The sequence below is a fragment of the Pseudomonas sp. S1(2024) genome, assembly GCF_046557535.1.
The window spans coordinates 19,320-34,138 of the sequence record NZ_JBKGFP010000006.1 but is presented as its reverse complement, the minus strand read 5'-3'; the positions used below and the strand labels follow the sequence as shown (position 1 = coordinate 34,138).

13 protein-coding genes are annotated in these 14,819 nt (G+C 63.8%); 8 read left to right on the top strand and 5 right to left on the bottom strand.

The genetic code is table 11. The features are described 5' to 3' along the window. The first annotated feature begins 42 nt into the window (after positions 1–42). The 4 genes from rng (at position 43) to tldD (ending at position 7,718) form a co-directional block, all read left to right on the top strand. A complete protein-coding gene (gene rng / locus ACLCGK_RS04645; protein WP_013971067.1) occupies positions 43–1,500 on the top strand; it encodes a ribonuclease G in 1,458 nt (485 codons plus the stop codon). An 82-nt stretch (positions 1,501–1,582) separates the two neighbouring features. Beyond that, positions 1,583–5,416 carry a YhdP family protein gene (locus ACLCGK_RS04640; RefSeq protein WP_410951381.1) on the top strand — a complete coding sequence of 1,278 codons (3,834 nt, stop codon included), beginning with the start codon at positions 1,583–1,585 and terminating at the stop codon, positions 5,414–5,416. A gap of 8 nt (positions 5,417–5,424) precedes the next feature. Continuing rightward, a complete protein-coding gene (locus tag ACLCGK_RS04635; RefSeq protein ID WP_015269054.1) occupies positions 5,425–6,276 on the top strand; it encodes a carbon-nitrogen hydrolase family protein in 852 nt (283 codons plus the stop codon). A 2-nt stretch (positions 6,277–6,278) separates the two neighbouring features. Next, positions 6,279–7,718: a metalloprotease TldD gene (gene tldD / locus ACLCGK_RS04630; protein ID WP_024086333.1), complete on the top strand. Its 1,440-nt coding sequence runs from the start codon at positions 6,279–6,281 to the stop codon at positions 7,716–7,718. Between the two features lie 51 nt (positions 7,719–7,769). Here tldD and yjgA read toward each other — a convergent pair whose 3' ends face one another. Further along, a complete protein-coding gene (gene yjgA, locus ACLCGK_RS04625) occupies positions 7,770–8,291 on the bottom strand; it encodes a ribosome biogenesis factor YjgA (protein ID WP_025337817.1) in 522 nt (173 codons plus the stop codon). Between the two features lie 108 nt (positions 8,292–8,399). Between yjgA and pmbA the strand changes: the two genes are divergently transcribed. From pmbA to ACLCGK_RS04605, 4 genes are all read left to right on the top strand, one after another. Next, positions 8,400–9,746 carry a metalloprotease PmbA gene (gene pmbA, locus ACLCGK_RS04620; RefSeq protein WP_410951380.1) on the top strand — a complete coding sequence of 449 codons (1,347 nt, stop codon included), beginning with the start codon at positions 8,400–8,402 and terminating at the stop codon, positions 9,744–9,746. Positions 9,747–9,986: 240 nt separating this feature from the next. Continuing rightward, positions 9,987–10,388, top strand: coding sequence for a hypothetical protein (locus tag ACLCGK_RS04615; RefSeq protein ID WP_013971072.1), 402 nt, complete (start codon positions 9,987–9,989; stop codon positions 10,386–10,388). Beyond that, the gene (locus ACLCGK_RS04610; protein WP_410951379.1) at positions 10,381–11,757 is read left to right on the top strand and encodes a class II fumarate hydratase; all 1,377 of its coding nucleotides are present in this window, start codon (positions 10,381–10,383) and stop codon (positions 11,755–11,757) included. The genes ACLCGK_RS04615 and ACLCGK_RS04610 overlap by 8 nt, the downstream gene beginning before the upstream one ends. Before the next feature lie 75 nt (positions 11,758–11,832). Beyond that, positions 11,833–12,444 (top strand): superoxide dismutase, encoded by a 612-nt coding sequence (locus tag ACLCGK_RS04605; protein WP_410951378.1) that lies wholly within the window; start codon positions 11,833–11,835, stop codon positions 12,442–12,444. 391 nt (positions 12,445–12,835) lie between these two features. Here ACLCGK_RS04605 and ACLCGK_RS04600 read toward each other — a convergent pair whose 3' ends face one another. From ACLCGK_RS04600 to hpf, 4 genes are read right to left on the bottom strand one after another with little or no spacing between them, the layout of a single operon-like run. After that, a complete protein-coding gene (locus tag ACLCGK_RS04600) occupies positions 12,836–13,108 on the bottom strand; it encodes an HPr family phosphocarrier protein (protein ID WP_013971075.1) in 273 nt (90 codons plus the stop codon). A gap of 19 nt (positions 13,109–13,127) precedes the next feature. Then, the gene (gene rapZ / locus ACLCGK_RS04595; protein ID WP_013971076.1) at positions 13,128–13,982 is read right to left on the bottom strand and encodes an RNase adapter RapZ; all 855 of its coding nucleotides are present in this window, start codon (positions 13,980–13,982) and stop codon (positions 13,128–13,130) included. 2 nt (positions 13,983–13,984) lie between these two features. Then, entirely contained in the window at positions 13,985–14,449 is a 465-nt protein-coding gene (gene ptsN, locus ACLCGK_RS04590; RefSeq protein WP_015269060.1) for a PTS IIA-like nitrogen regulatory protein PtsN, read from the bottom strand. Between the two features lie 12 nt (positions 14,450–14,461). Continuing rightward, the gene (hpf, locus tag ACLCGK_RS04585) at positions 14,462–14,770 is read right to left on the bottom strand and encodes a ribosome hibernation-promoting factor, HPF/YfiA family (RefSeq protein WP_003255135.1); all 309 of its coding nucleotides are present in this window, start codon (positions 14,768–14,770) and stop codon (positions 14,462–14,464) included. Positions 14,771–14,819 lie beyond the last annotated feature (49 nt).

Here is a 14,819-nt window from a genome sequence, read left to right as displayed (position 1 = left end):
ACGCCATCCATCATTACCCAAGACCTTTGACGAGAGCCTGCCATGAGTGAAGAGATCCTGATCAACATCACCCCGATGGAGTCGCGCGTGGCGGTGGTGGAAAACGGGGTGCTGCAGGAAGTACATGTCGAGCGCACCCAGCGCCGGGGCATCGTCGGCAATATCTACAAAGGCAAGGTGGTGCGCGTGCTGCCGGGCATGCAGGCGGCCTTTGTCGACATCGGCCTGGAGCGCGCGGCATTCATCCATGCCTCGGAGATATCCCAGCGCGAAGGCTCGGCGGTAGAGAACATCACCGCCCTGGTGCACGAGGGCCAGGCCCTGGTGGTGCAGGTGACCAAGGACCCGATCGGCACCAAGGGCGCGCGCCTGACCACCCAGCTGTCGATCCCGTCGCGCTACCTGGTGTACATGCCGCGCAGCAGCCATGTCGGCATTTCCCTGAAGATCGAAGACGAAGCCGAGCGCGAGCGCCTCAAGCAGGTAGTCAGCGACTGCATGGAAAGCGAGAACATCAAGGACGCCGGTGGCTTCATCCTGCGCACCGCCGCCGAAGGCGCACGCGCTGAAGAGATTCTGCAGGACATTCGCTACCTGCGCCGCCTGTGGGAACAGATCGGCACCCAGATCAAGACCTGCGGTGCGCCCACGGTCATCTACGAGGACCTGGGCCTGGCCCTGCGTACCTTGCGTGACCTGGTCAACCCGAAGATCGAGAAGATCCGCATCGACTCGCGGGAAACCTTCCAGAAGACCACGCAGTTCGTTGGCGAACTGATGCCGGAAATCGCCGACCGCCTCGAACATTACCCGGGCGAACGGCCGATTTTCGACCTGTACGGCGTCGAGGACGAGATCCAGCGTGCACTGGAGCGCAAGGTGCCGCTGAAGTCCGGTGGCTACCTGGTGGTCGACCCGGCTGAAGCGATGACCACCATCGATGTGAACACCGGCGCCTTCGTCGGCCATCGCAACCTTGAAGAGACCATCTTCAAGACCAACCTCGAGGCCGCCACCGCGATCGCCCGGCAACTGCGCCTGCGCAACATCGGCGGCATCATCATCATCGACTTCATCGACATGGAAGACGAGGAGCACCAGCGCCAGGTGCTGCGTACTCTGGAAAAGCAGCTGGAGCGCGATCACGCCAAGACCAACATCATCGGCATCACCGAGCTGGGCCTGGTTCAGATGACCCGCAAGCGCACACGCGAAAGCCTGGAACAGGTGCTGTGCGAGCCCTGCCTGGCCTGTCAGGGCCGTGGCAAGCTGAAAACCCCCGAGACCATCTGTTACGAAATCTTCCGCGAGATCCTGCGCGAGGCCCGTGCCTACCAGGCCGAAGGCTACCGCGTGCTGGCCAACCAGAAGGTGGTCGATCGGTTGCTGGATGAAGAATCCGGTAACGTCGCGGAGCTGGAAGCCTTTATCGGCCGAACCATTCGTTTCCAGGTGGAGTCGATGTATTCGCAGGAACAATACGATGTGGTGCTGCTCTGAGGCCTTCTGAAACGCGCCGCAGGTGGCCCGGGCTGGAAAATCCGGGGCTACGGGCCATCATGGATAAACGACCTGGAGGGCCATGGCCATGGGACGTCTGACCCGCGTTCTTGTCGCCTTGACCCGCTGGGCGCTGGGCGTTTGCGCCCTGCTGGCGGTACTGGTGGCGCTGTATGTCAGCCTCGGCCGCGAACTGGTGCCGTTGGTGGCCGAGTATCGAGCCGATGTGGAAAGCAAGGCCGAGCAGGCTTTGGGCCTGCCCGTGCACGTTGGTGCCCTGGAAGGTCGCTGGAGCGGCCTGGCACCGGTGCTGCGGGTGCGCGACCTGCAACTGGGCGATGGGGCGACAGCCCTGCGCTTGGACGACGTCAAGGTAGTCCCCGATGTCTGGGCCAGCCTCACTGCCCGAGAAGTACGCCTGGCACGCATTCAGTTGGGCGGCCTGCAGTTGATTCTGCGCGAGAACGAGCAGGGCGCCTGGAGCCTCGAAGGCCTGCCGAAGAAGGACGATGCGCCGCTCGACCCCGCCGAGTTGTTGCAGCGCCTGCGCCAGTTGGGCCGCATCGATGTGTTCGACAGCCAGGTCACCCTGCACCCCTGGCAGCGCGACCCGTTGACCCTCACTTATGTGAGCGTTGGCCTGCAGGCCGGAGCTTCGCGCCATGCCCTGGACCTGCGCGCGACCCTGCCCGATGGCCAACCCTTGTCGCTGAACCTGCGCAGTCGTGCCACGCCCAGCGCCTGGCGCGACGGCCAGGTCGAAGCCTATTTGAGCCTGCCACAGAGTGACTGGGCGCGTTGGTTGCCGCCACGCCTGCTGGGCCAGTGGCATGCCGACGCCCTGCGGGCGGGCGGCGAGTTCTGGGTGGACTGGAGCAAGGGGCAGTTGCAGCAGGCCGTTGTACGCCTCAATGCACCGGAGCTGCACGGTGCCTATGCCGGGCGCAAGGCGGCCAAGCTGAACAATCTGGCCCTGGGTGCCTGGTTCCAGCGCCAGGAGCAAGGCTTCGATGTGGTAGTCGACTCCCTGGCCATGGACGTCGGCAAGACCCGTTGGGAGTCGCACCTGCAATTGCAGCAGCGTCCAGGCGAGGACGCTGCCGCGGAAAGCTGGAACGTGCAGGCCGACCGCCTCGACCTCACGCCGTTGACACCGCTCGTCGATGCCCTGGCGCCACTGCCGGACAAGGTCATGGCCGTGGTCGATGGCCTGAATGTGACCGGCGCGTTGCGCAATGTGCGTCTGGTAGCCCGGCCCAAGGCTGAGGGTGACCAGCGCCTGCAGTTCGAAGCCAACCTGGAGAAGGTCGGTTTCGATGCCTATCACAATGCCCCGGCAGCCGGTAATGTCAGCGGCAGCATCAGCGGAGACCTTGGTCATGGCGAACTGCGCCTTGATACCGATGCGTTCATGCTGCACCTGTACCCGATCTTCGCCAAACCCTGGCATTACCAGAAGGCCAATGCGCGCCTGACCTGGGCCCTGGACAAGGAGGGTTTCACCCTGGTCGCGCCTTACCTCAAGGTACTGGGCGAGGAGGGCAAGATCGCCGGTGACTTCCTCATTCGCCTGTTGTTCGAAGAAGGCCGTGAAGACTACATGGACCTGCGCGTCGGCCTGACCGAAGGCGATGGCCGCTACACCGCCAAGTACCTGCCCGAGGTGCTCAGCCCGGCACTCGACGAATGGCTGCGCAGTGCGATCGTCAAAGGCACGGTGGACGAAGGCTACTTCCAGTACCAAGGCTCGCTGAACCATGGTGTCGCGCCGGAAGCCCGCAGCATCAGCCTGTTCTTCAAGGTGCGTGATGCAGCCCTGGACTTCCAGCCGGGCTGGCCGCAGGTGCAGCACGTGGATGGCGATGTGTTCATCGAGGACAGTGGTGTGCGCATCAAGGCCCAGCGTGGCGTACTGCTCGACACCAAGGTCAGTAATGTGAGCGTCGATATCCCGCATGTCGATGAGGGCCAGCAAAGCCACCTGTACCTCGATGGTGACTTCGACGGGAGCCTGGGCGATGGCCTGAAGATCCTCAAGGAGGCGCCAATCGGCACTGGCGAGATATTTGCCGGCTGGGAGGGCGAGGGGCCGCTCAAGGGCAAGGTCAAGCTCGACATCCCGTTGGCCCGCGGGCAGCGGCCGAAAGTGCAGGTAGACTTTGCCACCGACGATGCGCGGTTGAAGGTTGCGCCGCCGAGTCTGGAGTTGAGCCGCCTGAAGGGTGACTTCAGCTTTGATTTGGACAAGGGCTTGAGCGGCAAGGGCATCAGCCTGCAAGCGTTCGGCAAGCCTGTTACGGCACAAATCACCGCCGAAGGCCAGCCCGGGCAGATGCAGACACGCGTCAACGCCAGCGGCCAGGTGTCACTCAAGGCTCTGACCGACTGGCTGCAGTTCAAGCAGGCCTTGCCGGCGTCCGGCGACCTGCCTTACCAGTTGCAGCTCAGCCTGGGTAGCCGGGACAACCGTCTGAGTGTCGATTCCAGCCTCAAGGGCTTGGCCATAGACCTGCCGGCACCGTTCGGCAAGGCAGTGGCTGATACCCGTGACACACGCTTCAGCATGACCCTCCAGGGGCCGGAGCGGCGCTTCGATGTCGCCTACACCGACCTTGCCCGCTTTGCCTATGCCGCACCGGCAGAGAAGCTGGGGCAGGGGCGTGGCGAGTTGCTGCTGGGCGCCGGTGATGCCCAGGTACCTGCCGGCCAGGGCCTGCGAGTGCGCGGGCACCTGGAGACGCTGGACCTGGGGCCCTGGCAGGAACAGGCGGCGCGCCTGGCTGGCGATGACCCGGGCGGTAGCGCGAGGCAGAACCTGCAAGGCGTAGACCTGAGCATCGGCCAGCTGAAAGCCTTTGGCCTCGACCTGAACCAGGCCGTGGTGCGCCTGGCCCGTGGTGGCCCCGCCTGGGATCTGCGCTTCGATAGCAAGGAAGTCATCGGCAACGCCCGGGTGCCGGATGCCAAGGGCGCGCCAATGGTGGTGCGCATGCAGACCTTGCGCCTGCCCGCCGCCAGCGCGGCTGAAAAGCAGGCAGAGGCACAGGCCGAGGAGGGCCCGGACCCGCTGGCTTCGTTCGACCCGCGCAAGGTTCCGGCACTGGACCTGAGCATCGACAAGCTCTATCGCGGTGACGACCTGTACGGCAGTGCGTCGCTCAAGCTGCGGCCGACCGCGCGTGGCGTGACCGCCAGCGATATAGACCTCGACTTCAAAGGCCTGCGTATCGATGGTGGCGGTGGCTGGGAAGGCGAACCGGGAAAAACCGGCAGTTGGTACAAAGGGCGCCTGGACGGCAACAACCTGGCGGATGTGCTCAAGGCCTGGGGCTTTGCGCCGACCGTGACCAGCCGCGACTTCCGCCTGGATGTGGATGGCCGCTGGCCGGGTTCGCCGGCCTCGGTGAGCCTCAAGCGCTTCTCCGGCAGCATGGACGCAGCCCTGCGCACCGGCCAGTTCGTGGAGGTCGAGGGCAGTGCCCAGGCGCTGCGGGTGTTCGGCCTGCTGAACTTCAACTCCATCGGCCGGCGCTTGCGCCTGGACTTCTCCGACCTGTTCGACAAGGGCCTGGCCTACGACCGTGTCAAAGGCTTGCTGGTAGCCAGTGACGGTGTCTATGTGACCCGCGAGCCAATCGCCGTGACTGGCCCGTCGAGCAACTTCGAGCTGGACGGCACCTTGGACCTGGTGCGCGACCGGGTCGATGCCAACCTGCAGGTAAGTCTGCCAGTGACCAATAACCTGCCGCTGGCAGCCCTGATTGTCGGCGCGCCAGCCGTGGGCGGGGCGCTATTCCTGGTGGACCGGCTGATCGGTGACCGGGTGTCACGCTTCGCCAGCGTGCACTACCGTGTCGAAGGTCCGGTGAAAGAGCCTAGAATCACATTTGTGAAACCTTTCGAGAAATCCCGTTAGGAGTGCCCATGAAGGCAGCGGTAATCCAGATGGTCAGCCAGGACGATGTGCTGGCCAACCTGCAGCGCGCCGGTGCCCTGTTGGAGCAGGCCGCCTCTGGCGGCGCACGGCTGGCGGTGCTGCCGGAAAACTTCGCTGCCATGGGCCGCAAGGACGCCGCTGCCATCGGCCGCGCCGAAGCGTTGGGCGAAGGGCCGATCCTGCCATGGTTGAAACGCACCGCCCGCGACCTCAAGTTATGGATTGTCGCCGGTACCTTGCCATTGCCACCGGTCGGCCAACCTGAAGCCAAGGCCCATGCCTGCTCGCTGCTGATCGACGAACACGGTGAGGTAGCGGCACGCTATGACAAGCTGCACCTGTTCGATGTGGACGTTGCCGACAATCGTGGCCGTTACCGCGAGTCCGACGACTATGCCCACGGCGCCCAAGTGGTAGTGGCCGATACGCCAGTAGGGCGGCTGGGGCTGAGCGTGTGCTACGACCTGCGCTTCCCCGAACTGTACAGCGCACTGCGCGCCGCCGGCGCGGAACTTATCACTGCGCCAGCCGCCTTCACTGCGGTAACGGGCGCGGCACATTGGGAAGTGCTTGTGCGCGCCCGTGCCATCGAGACCCAGTGCTACCTGCTGGCTGCGGCACAGGGCGGCACCCACCCGGGGCCACGGGAAACCCATGGCCATGCGGCGATCGTCGACCCCTGGGGGCGCATCGTCGCTGAACAGGCGCAAGGTGAAGCAGTATTGCTCGCCGAACGCGACATTGACGAACAAGCGTCCATCCGGGCGCGCATGCCGGTGGTATCGCACCGGCGCTTTTTCTCGCAGGGCGCGTTGCGGCCTGCGCACACCTCGGAGTGACTATGAGCCAGATGTTATCCACCGTCAGCGAGCAGCTCCTGGCCCCAGGCGGCTTGACCCTGGACAGCCTGCAGAGCGTGCTGGGTGAGTTGGCCGGCCCCGGCATCGACGCCGCCGACCTGTATTTCCAGGGCCAGATCTCGGAAACCTGGGCGCTGGAAGACGGCATCGTCAAAGAGGGCAGTTTCAACCTCGACCAAGGCGTGGGCGTGCGTGCCCAGTCCGGTGAAAAGACCGGCTTTGCCTACAGCAACGCGATCAACCTCGAAGCGCTGACCTCTGCCGCCCGTGCCGCCCGTTCGATCTCGCGTGCCGGGCAGAACGGCAAGGTGCAGGCCTTCCGCAGCCAGGACGTGACCGCGCTTTACCCGGCGGACAACCCGCTGGATGTGCTCAGCCGTGCCGAGAAGGTCGAGCTGCTCAAGCGTGTCGACGCCGCCACCCGTGCCCTGGACCCGCGTATCCAGCAGGTCAGTGTGAGCATGGCCGGGGTCTGGGAGCGCATCCTGATCGCTGCGGCCGATGGCAGCCTGGCCGCCGACGTGCGCCCGCTGGTGCGCTTCAACGTCAGCGTCATCGTCGAGCAGAATGGCCGCCGCGAGCGTGGCGGGCAGGGTGGTGGCGGGCGTACCGACTACCGCTTCTTCACCGAAGAGCGGGTCATGGGCTATGCCCGCGAAGCGCTGCGCCAGGCCCTGGTGAACCTGGAGGCGATCCCGGCACCGGCTGGTACTCTACCGGTGGTGCTGGGTTCGGGCTGGTCGGGCGTGCTGCTGCACGAGGCTGTCGGCCATGGCCTGGAGGGTGACTTCAACCGCAAGGGCAGTTCGGCGTTCAGCGGCCGCATTGGCGAGAAAGTGGCGTCGAGCCTGTGCACCATTGTCGACGACGGCACCCTCGAAGGCCGCCGTGGCTCGCTGAGCGTGGATGACGAAGGCACCCCGACCGAGTGCACCACATTGATCGAGAACGGTGTGCTCAAGGGCTACATGCAGGACAAGCTGAACGCGCGCCTGATGGGCATGGCGGTGACCGGCAACGGCCGCCGCGAATCCTACGCGCACCTGCCGATGCCGCGCATGACCAACACCTACATGCGTGCGGGCGAAAGCGACCCGCAGGAAATCATCGCTTCGGTGAAGAAGGGTATCTACTGCGCCAACCTCGGCGGTGGCCAGGTGGACATTACCAGCGGCAAGTTCGTGTTCTCGACCAGTGAGGCCTACCTGATCGAAGACGGCAAGATTACCGCGCCGGTGAAGGGGGCGACCCTGATCGGCAACGGCCCGGAGGCGATGAGCCGGGTGTCGATGGTCGGTAACGACCTGGCGCTGGACAGCGGGGTAGGGACTTGCGGCAAGGACGGGCAGTCGGTGCCGGTGGGGGTCGGGCAGCCAACCTTGAAGCTGGATGCGATCACCGTGGGCGGTACAGGGGCGTGATGGCTTCGGGTGTGGGAGCGGGCTTGCCCGCTCCCACAGGGGCCCAGCCTGTCAGCGCAACCCGCGCTGCAGCTCGTCGAGATCGCGGATGTACTTGAACACCTTGCGCGCGGCGGCAGGCGGTTTGTTCCGCGCCTTCTCGTGCTGGGCATGGCGTACCAGCGAGCGCAGTTGCTGGCGGTCGGTGTCGGGGTATTCGCTGACGAAGCGCTCGAGGTCTTCGTCGTTACCGTCGATCAGCCGGTCGCGCCAGCGCTCCAGGCCGTGGAAGCGCTCGTTGTACTGGCGGGTCGAGCTGTCCATCTGTTCGAGCAGGGCGTGGATGGCATCCAGATCCTGCACGCGCATCAGCTTGCCGACAAACGACATGTGGCGTTTGCGGGCACCGTGAGCGGTGTGCTTGCTGGCTTCGGCCAGGGCCTTGCGCAGCTCGTCGGTCAACGGCAGGCGAGCCAGAGTATCGGCCTTGAGCGTGGTAAGGCGCTCGCCGAGTTCGACCAGCGCATGCAGCTCGCGCTTGATCTGAGTTTTGCTTTTTTCGCCGTCGAAGGCGTCGTCGTTTGAATCAACCATGGTGGCAGTCCGCTAGAAATCGCCGCCATGATAACCAGTCGGGGGCCGCTTGTCCGGCCCGGTCGTAGAATGACCCTCGCCGAACGCAGAATTTGAGTGGAGAGAACCATGAGTGCAGTCCAGAGCGTAGGTCCGAAGGACCTGCCAGCATTGCAGGAGCAGGTCGAGGCGATCATCGCCGAGGCGCGCCGCCAGGGGGCCAGTGCCTGCGAGGTGGCGGTGTCGCTGGAGCAGGGCCTGTCCACCACGGTACGTCAGCGAGAGGTCGAGACGGTCGAATTCAATCGCGACCAGGGCTTTGGCATCACCCTCTATGTGGGCCAGCGCAAAGGCTCGGCAAGCACCTCGGCCAGTGGCCCGGAAGCGATCCGCGAAACCGTCGCCGCGGCCTTGGCGATTGCCAGGCATACCTCCGAGGACGAATGTTCCGGCCTGGCCGACGCAGCGTTGATGGCACGCGAGATCCCGGACCTGGACCTGTATCACGACTGGAACCTCGAGCCAGAGAAGGCCATCGAGATGGCCCTGGCCTGCGAGGCGGCGGCGTTCGACGCCGACCCGCGCATCCTCAATGCCGACGGCACCACCCTCAATACCCACCAGGGTTGCCGCGTGTATGGCAACAGCCATGGTTTCATCGGTGGCTACGCCTCGACCCGGCACAGCCTGAGTTGCGTGATGATCGCCGAAGGCGACGGCCAGATGCAGCGTGACTACTGGTACGACGTGAACCGCCAGGGCAACCTGCTGGCCGACCCGCGTAGCATCGGCGTGCGCGCTGCCCAGCGTGCCGCCAGCCGCCTGGGTGCGCGTCCGGTGCCGACCTGCGAGGTGCCGGTGCTGTTCTCGGCCGAGCTGGCCGGTGGCTTGTTCGGCAGCTTCCTGTCGGCCATCTCCGGCGGCAACCTGTACCGCAAGTCGTCGTTCCTGGAGGGGACCATCGGCCAGCGCCTGTTCCCCACCTGGCTGACCCTCGACGAGCGTCCGCACATTCCGCGGGCACTGGGCAGTGCCGCATTCGACGGCGATGGCCTGGCTACCTATGCCAAGCCGTTCGTCGACAAGGGTGAGCTGGTGTCGTACCTGCTGGGTACCTATTCCGGGCGCAAGCTGGGTTTGCCAAGCACTGCCAACGCTGGTGGTGTGCACAATCTGTTCGTCAGCCATGGTGTCGAAGACCAGGCGGCGCTGATCCGGCGCATGGGCCGTGGGCTGCTGGTGACCGAGTTGATGGGGCATGGCCTGAACATGGTGACGGGGGATTATTCCCGTGGCGCGGCAGGCTTCTGGGTCGAGAATGGCGAGATTCAGCACGCAGTGCAGGAAGTGACCATTGCCGGGAACATGAAAGACATGTTCCAGCAGATTGTCGCGATTGGCAGCAATCTTGAGACCCGCAGCAACATTCATACCGGGTCGGTGCTGATCGAGCGGATGACTGTGGCGGGTAGCTGATTCATAGCCTGTACCGGCCTCTTCGCGGGTAAACCCGCTCCTACAGGAATCGCATAAGGCTCCAGTCTTATGCAGAATCTGTAGGAGCGGGTTTACCCGCGAAGAGGCCGGTGCAGGCACTACAGAATTTTCAATGAAACCGAAGACCCGGCCCCATGCCGGGTTTTTTGTTTCATCACCTCTCTTGAAGTGATTATATTTATCACTTAATAATGAATATCATTAACCAGTAACTCGGCGATGATGTTCATGAAACCCGTCCTCCGCGAACTGCCCTACCTGGAAAACTGGCGCTGGCTCAGCCGACGCATCCGCTGTGCGCTCGAGCCCGACGAACCGCGCCTGATCGAGCACTACTTGGCTGAAGGCCGCTACCTGGTGTGCTGTACCGAGACCTCTTCATGGACGGTGGCGCTGACTTCCTTCCGCCTGCTGCTGGATACCGCCTGCGACCGCATGCTGCCCTGGCATTGGCGCTGCCTGTGCCTGGACCAGGCCTGGCGCCCTCTGCTGGACCTGCGCAACCTCGACCGCGAGGCACAGAACCAGCGCTGGCAGCCCTACGCCATGCAGTTGGCCAATTGCCGCCTGCTGCCGTCGATTTCTCCCGATGAACTGATGCAAGGATTTGATGATGAGTGATACCCGTATCGAGCGTGACAGCATGGGCGAACTGCAGGTGCCGGCCCAGGCCCTGTACGGCGCCCAGACCCAACGCGCGGTCGACAATTTCCCGATCAGCGGCCAGCGCATGCCGGCCCAGTTCATTCGTGCACTACTGCTGGCCAAGGCTGCCGCGGCCAAGGCCAACGTTGAACTGGAACAGTTGTCGAGCACGCAAGGCCAGGCCATCGTAACGGCAGTCGAGCAACTCCTGGCGGGTGACTTCATCCAGCATTTCCCGGTGGATGTGTTCCAGACAGGCTCCGGAACCAGCTCGAACATGAACGCCAACGAGGTGATCGCCACACTGGCCAGTCGCGTGCTGGGTGAGGTCGTCAACGCCAACGACCACGTCAACTGCGGCCAGAGCAGCAACGACATCATCCCCACCACGATTCACGTCAGCGCCGCCCTGGCCTTGCACGAGCAGCTACTGCCCGCCCTGGCGCATCTGGTACAGGTGATCGAGGCCAAGTCGGCACAGGTGCATCAGTACGTGAAGACCGGCCGCACCCACCTGATGGACGCCATGCCGGTACGCATGAGCCAGGTGCTGGATGGCTGGGCGGCGCAGATCAATGGCGCCAAGACACACATCGAAGCTACCCTGCCGAGACTGCAGGCCCTGGCCCAGGGCGGCACGGCCGTGGGTACCGGCATCAACGCCCACCCGCAATTCGCTGCTGGTTTCGCCCGCCAGCTCAGCGGCCTGACCCAGGTCGAGTTCACCCCCGGGCAGAACCTGTTCGCCCTGATCGGCTCGCAGGACACCGCAGTGGCCCTGTCCGGCCAGCTCAAGACTACCGCCGTGGCGCTCATGAAGATTGCCAACGACCTGCGCTGGATGAACTCTGGCCCGCTGGCAGGGCTGGGCGAAATCGAGCTGCAAGGCCTGCAGCCGGGCTCTTCGATCATGCCGGGCAAGGTCAACCCGGTGATTCCAGAGGCCACCGCCATGGTCGCCGCCCAAGTGATCGGCAATGACGCCACCATCGCCATCGCTGGCCAGTCCGGCAACTTCGAGCTGAACGTGATGCTGCCGGTGATCGCCCGCAACCTGCTGGAGAGCATCGAGCTGATGGCGAACGTTAGCCGCCTGCTGGCCGACAAGGCCATCGCCAGCTTCAAGGTCAACGAAAGCAAGCTCAAGGAAGCCCTGGCACGCAACCCGATTCTGGTCACGGCGCTGAACCCGATCATCGGCTACCTCAAGGCCGCCGAAATCGCCAAGACCGCTTACAAGCAAGGCCGTCCGATCATCGACGTGGCGCTGGAGCACACCGACCTGTCGCGTGACCAGCTGGAAACGCTACTGGACCCGGAAAAACTCACCGCCGGTGGTATCTGACACTGAGTCACGGCCCAAGCGCCAGCGGTGGCCGCGTTGGTCATCGCCCAACCCATGCTTACGGAATTCACTGATATGCCCCATACCTTGCCTGCACTGCCTTACGCTTACGCTGCGCTGGAACCGCACATCGACGCGCAGACCATGGAAATCCACCACACCAAGCACCACCAGACCTACGTCACTGGCCTCAACGCCGCCATCGAAGGCACCGAGTGGGCTGAGTGGCCGGTGGAAAAACTGCTCGGCGCGGTCGGGCAACTGCCGGAAAACCTGCGTGGTGCAGTGACCAACCATGGCGGCGGGCACGCCAACCACAGCCTGTTCTGGACCGTGATGTCGCCGCAGGGTGGGGGAGAGCCGCACGGCGCTCTGGCGCAGGCCATAGATGCCCAACTGGGCGGCTTCGATGCCTTCAAGGAGGCTTTCACCAAGGCTGCGCTGACCCGCTTCGGCAGTGGCTGGGCCTGGCTCAGCGTGACCCCGCAGAAAAACCTGGTAGTGGAAAGCAGCGGCAACCAGGACAGCCCGCTGATGCACGGCAACACGCCAATCCTCGGCCTGGACGTGTGGGAGCATGCCTATTACCTGAAGTACCAGAACCGTCGTCCGGAATACATCGGTGCTTTCTACAACGTCATTGACTGGGCGGAAGTGGAGCGCCGCTACCTCGAAACCCTGAAGTGAGTCTCCCCGGTATGCGCTCCCAGATGATGTCCGTCAGCCGCGTGCGCCTGTTTCGCCTGTTTCGCCTGGCGCTCGGGACTTTGCTGTTGCTGGCAGGCACTGCGTTGCTATTGGCGCGCGGCTTCGCCTGGTTGGACCTGGCTTGGCCAGCTTGGGGCTGTGCATCGGTTTGCGCCGGATGATGGGGTGTTCACCGGCTTCGCTGTGGGAGCGGGCGTGCCGAGGCGTCGAACCGCCGCGAACACCGGCGAAGCCGGTGCCATACACCGCGTCGTCTGCCTTCGCGGGCACGCCCGCTCCCACACAGCGCAGCCCAAAGGATTGGGCAATCTCCCACAGGCGTTTTGTGCTAAAAAGCTGTTCCCACACGGACCGTGCGGGCCTGCGAACTTTATTCGCCTTCGTCGAAATAATTGTTGATCAGTTCGACCAGCGCTGCCATGGCATCGTCGTCCTGCTCGCCTTCGGTATGCAGGTGCACCTGGGTACCTTTGCCGGCCGCCAGCATCATCACCGCCATGATGCTCTTGCCATCCACCAGCTTGTCCGGCGCACGGCCAACCCTGACCTGGCAGGGGAAGCGGCCGGCAACGCCGACGAACTTGGCTGCCGCCCGGGCATGCAGACCCAGCTTGTTGATGATGGTGATTTCACGGGCGGGCATCGTGGGGCGGATCCTTGGGCTAGAGGTCGCGGTGGCGGACCTGGACGTTTTTCAGGGATTGCTGCAACAACTGGCCAAGGCGTTCGGTGATGTACACCGAGCGGTGGTGGCCGCCGGTGCAGCCAATGGCAATGGTGACGTAGGCACGGTTGCTGGCGGCGAAGCGGGGCAGCCACTTGAGCAGGTAGCTGGAAATGTCGTTGAACATCTCTTCGACATCCGGCTGTGCGGCCAGGTAGTCGATCACCGGCTGGTCGAGGCCGGAGTGCTCACGCAGCTCGGGCTTCCAGTAGGGGTTGGGCAGGCAGCGCACATCGAACACCAGGTCGGCATCGACCGGCATTCCGCGCTTGAAACCGAACGACTCGACCAGGAACGCGGTGCCAGGCTCTGGCTGGTTGAGCAGGCGCAGCTTGATCGAATCACGCAGCTGGTACAGGTTCAGGCTGGTGGTGTCGATCTTCAGGTCGGCCAGGTCTGCAATCGGCCCCAACAATTCGCTTTCCACCCGGATCGCTTCCGCGAGCGAGCGGTTGGCGTTGGTCAGCGGGTGGCGTCGGCGGGTTTCCGAGAAGCGCTTGAGCAGTACGTCTTCGTCGGCATCCAGGTACAGCACGTCGCACTGGATATGCCGGGCGCGGGCTTCTTCGAGCAACTCGGGAAAACGCGTCAGGTGGCTTGGCAAGTTGCGCGCGTCGATCGACACGGCGACCTTGGGTTGCTGCAACTCGGTGTTGATCAGCGCATTTTCCGCCAGTTGCGGCAGCAGCCCGGCGGGCAGGTTGTCAATGCAGTAGAAACCGTTGTCTTCCAGGACATCGAGGGCGGTGCTCTTGCCGGAGCCGGACCGGCCGCTGACGATGATCAGGCGCATGTTCAGTGCTCGTTCTGTACGTCCAGGACAACCTGGAACAGGGCCTCGCTGCTGGTGGCCGCACGCAGGCGATCACGGACCTCCTTGCGATCGAGCATGCTGGCAATCTGGCGCAGCAATTCCAGATGGGCATCGGTGGCGGCTTCTGGCACCAACAGGACGAACAGCAGGTCCACCGGCGCGCCATCGATGGCGTCGTAGTCGATAGGCGCTTCCAGGTGCAGCAGGGCGCTGACCGGAGCGGAACATCCTTCAAGCCGGCAGTGCGGGATGGCGATGCCGTTGCCGAAACCGGTCGAACCGAGTTTTTCCCGGGCGACCAGTTTTTCGAAGACGTCCTGCATCTCCAGTTCGGGCACTTGTTCGGCGATGACGGTGGCGACCTTTTCCAGGGCGCGCTTCTTGCTGCCGCCCGGCACGTTCACGAGGGAACGGCCGGGGGTCAGGATGGTTTCAAGTCGGATCATGGATGAGGGGGATCAGCGGGCAGCTGCACCTTGCAGCAGGCTTTGCTGTTTTTCCTTGTGTTTTTTCAGTTGGCGGTCGAGCTTGTCTGCCAAGGCGTCGATCGCTGCATACATGTCTTCGTGTTCGGCGTTGGCAACCACTTCGCCGCCGGGAATCTGCAAGGTCGCCTCGACCTTCTGCTGCAGCTTCTCGACTTTCATGATGACCTGCACGTTGGTGATCTTGTCGAAGTGACTTTCCACGCGAGCGAGCTTTTCAAGCACATAATCGCGCAGTGGCTGGGTGACTTCTACATGCTGTCCACTGATATTGACTTGCATACAGCTTCTCCTTTGTTGCCCGTGCATAAAGAGGCAGGTCTTGCACCTG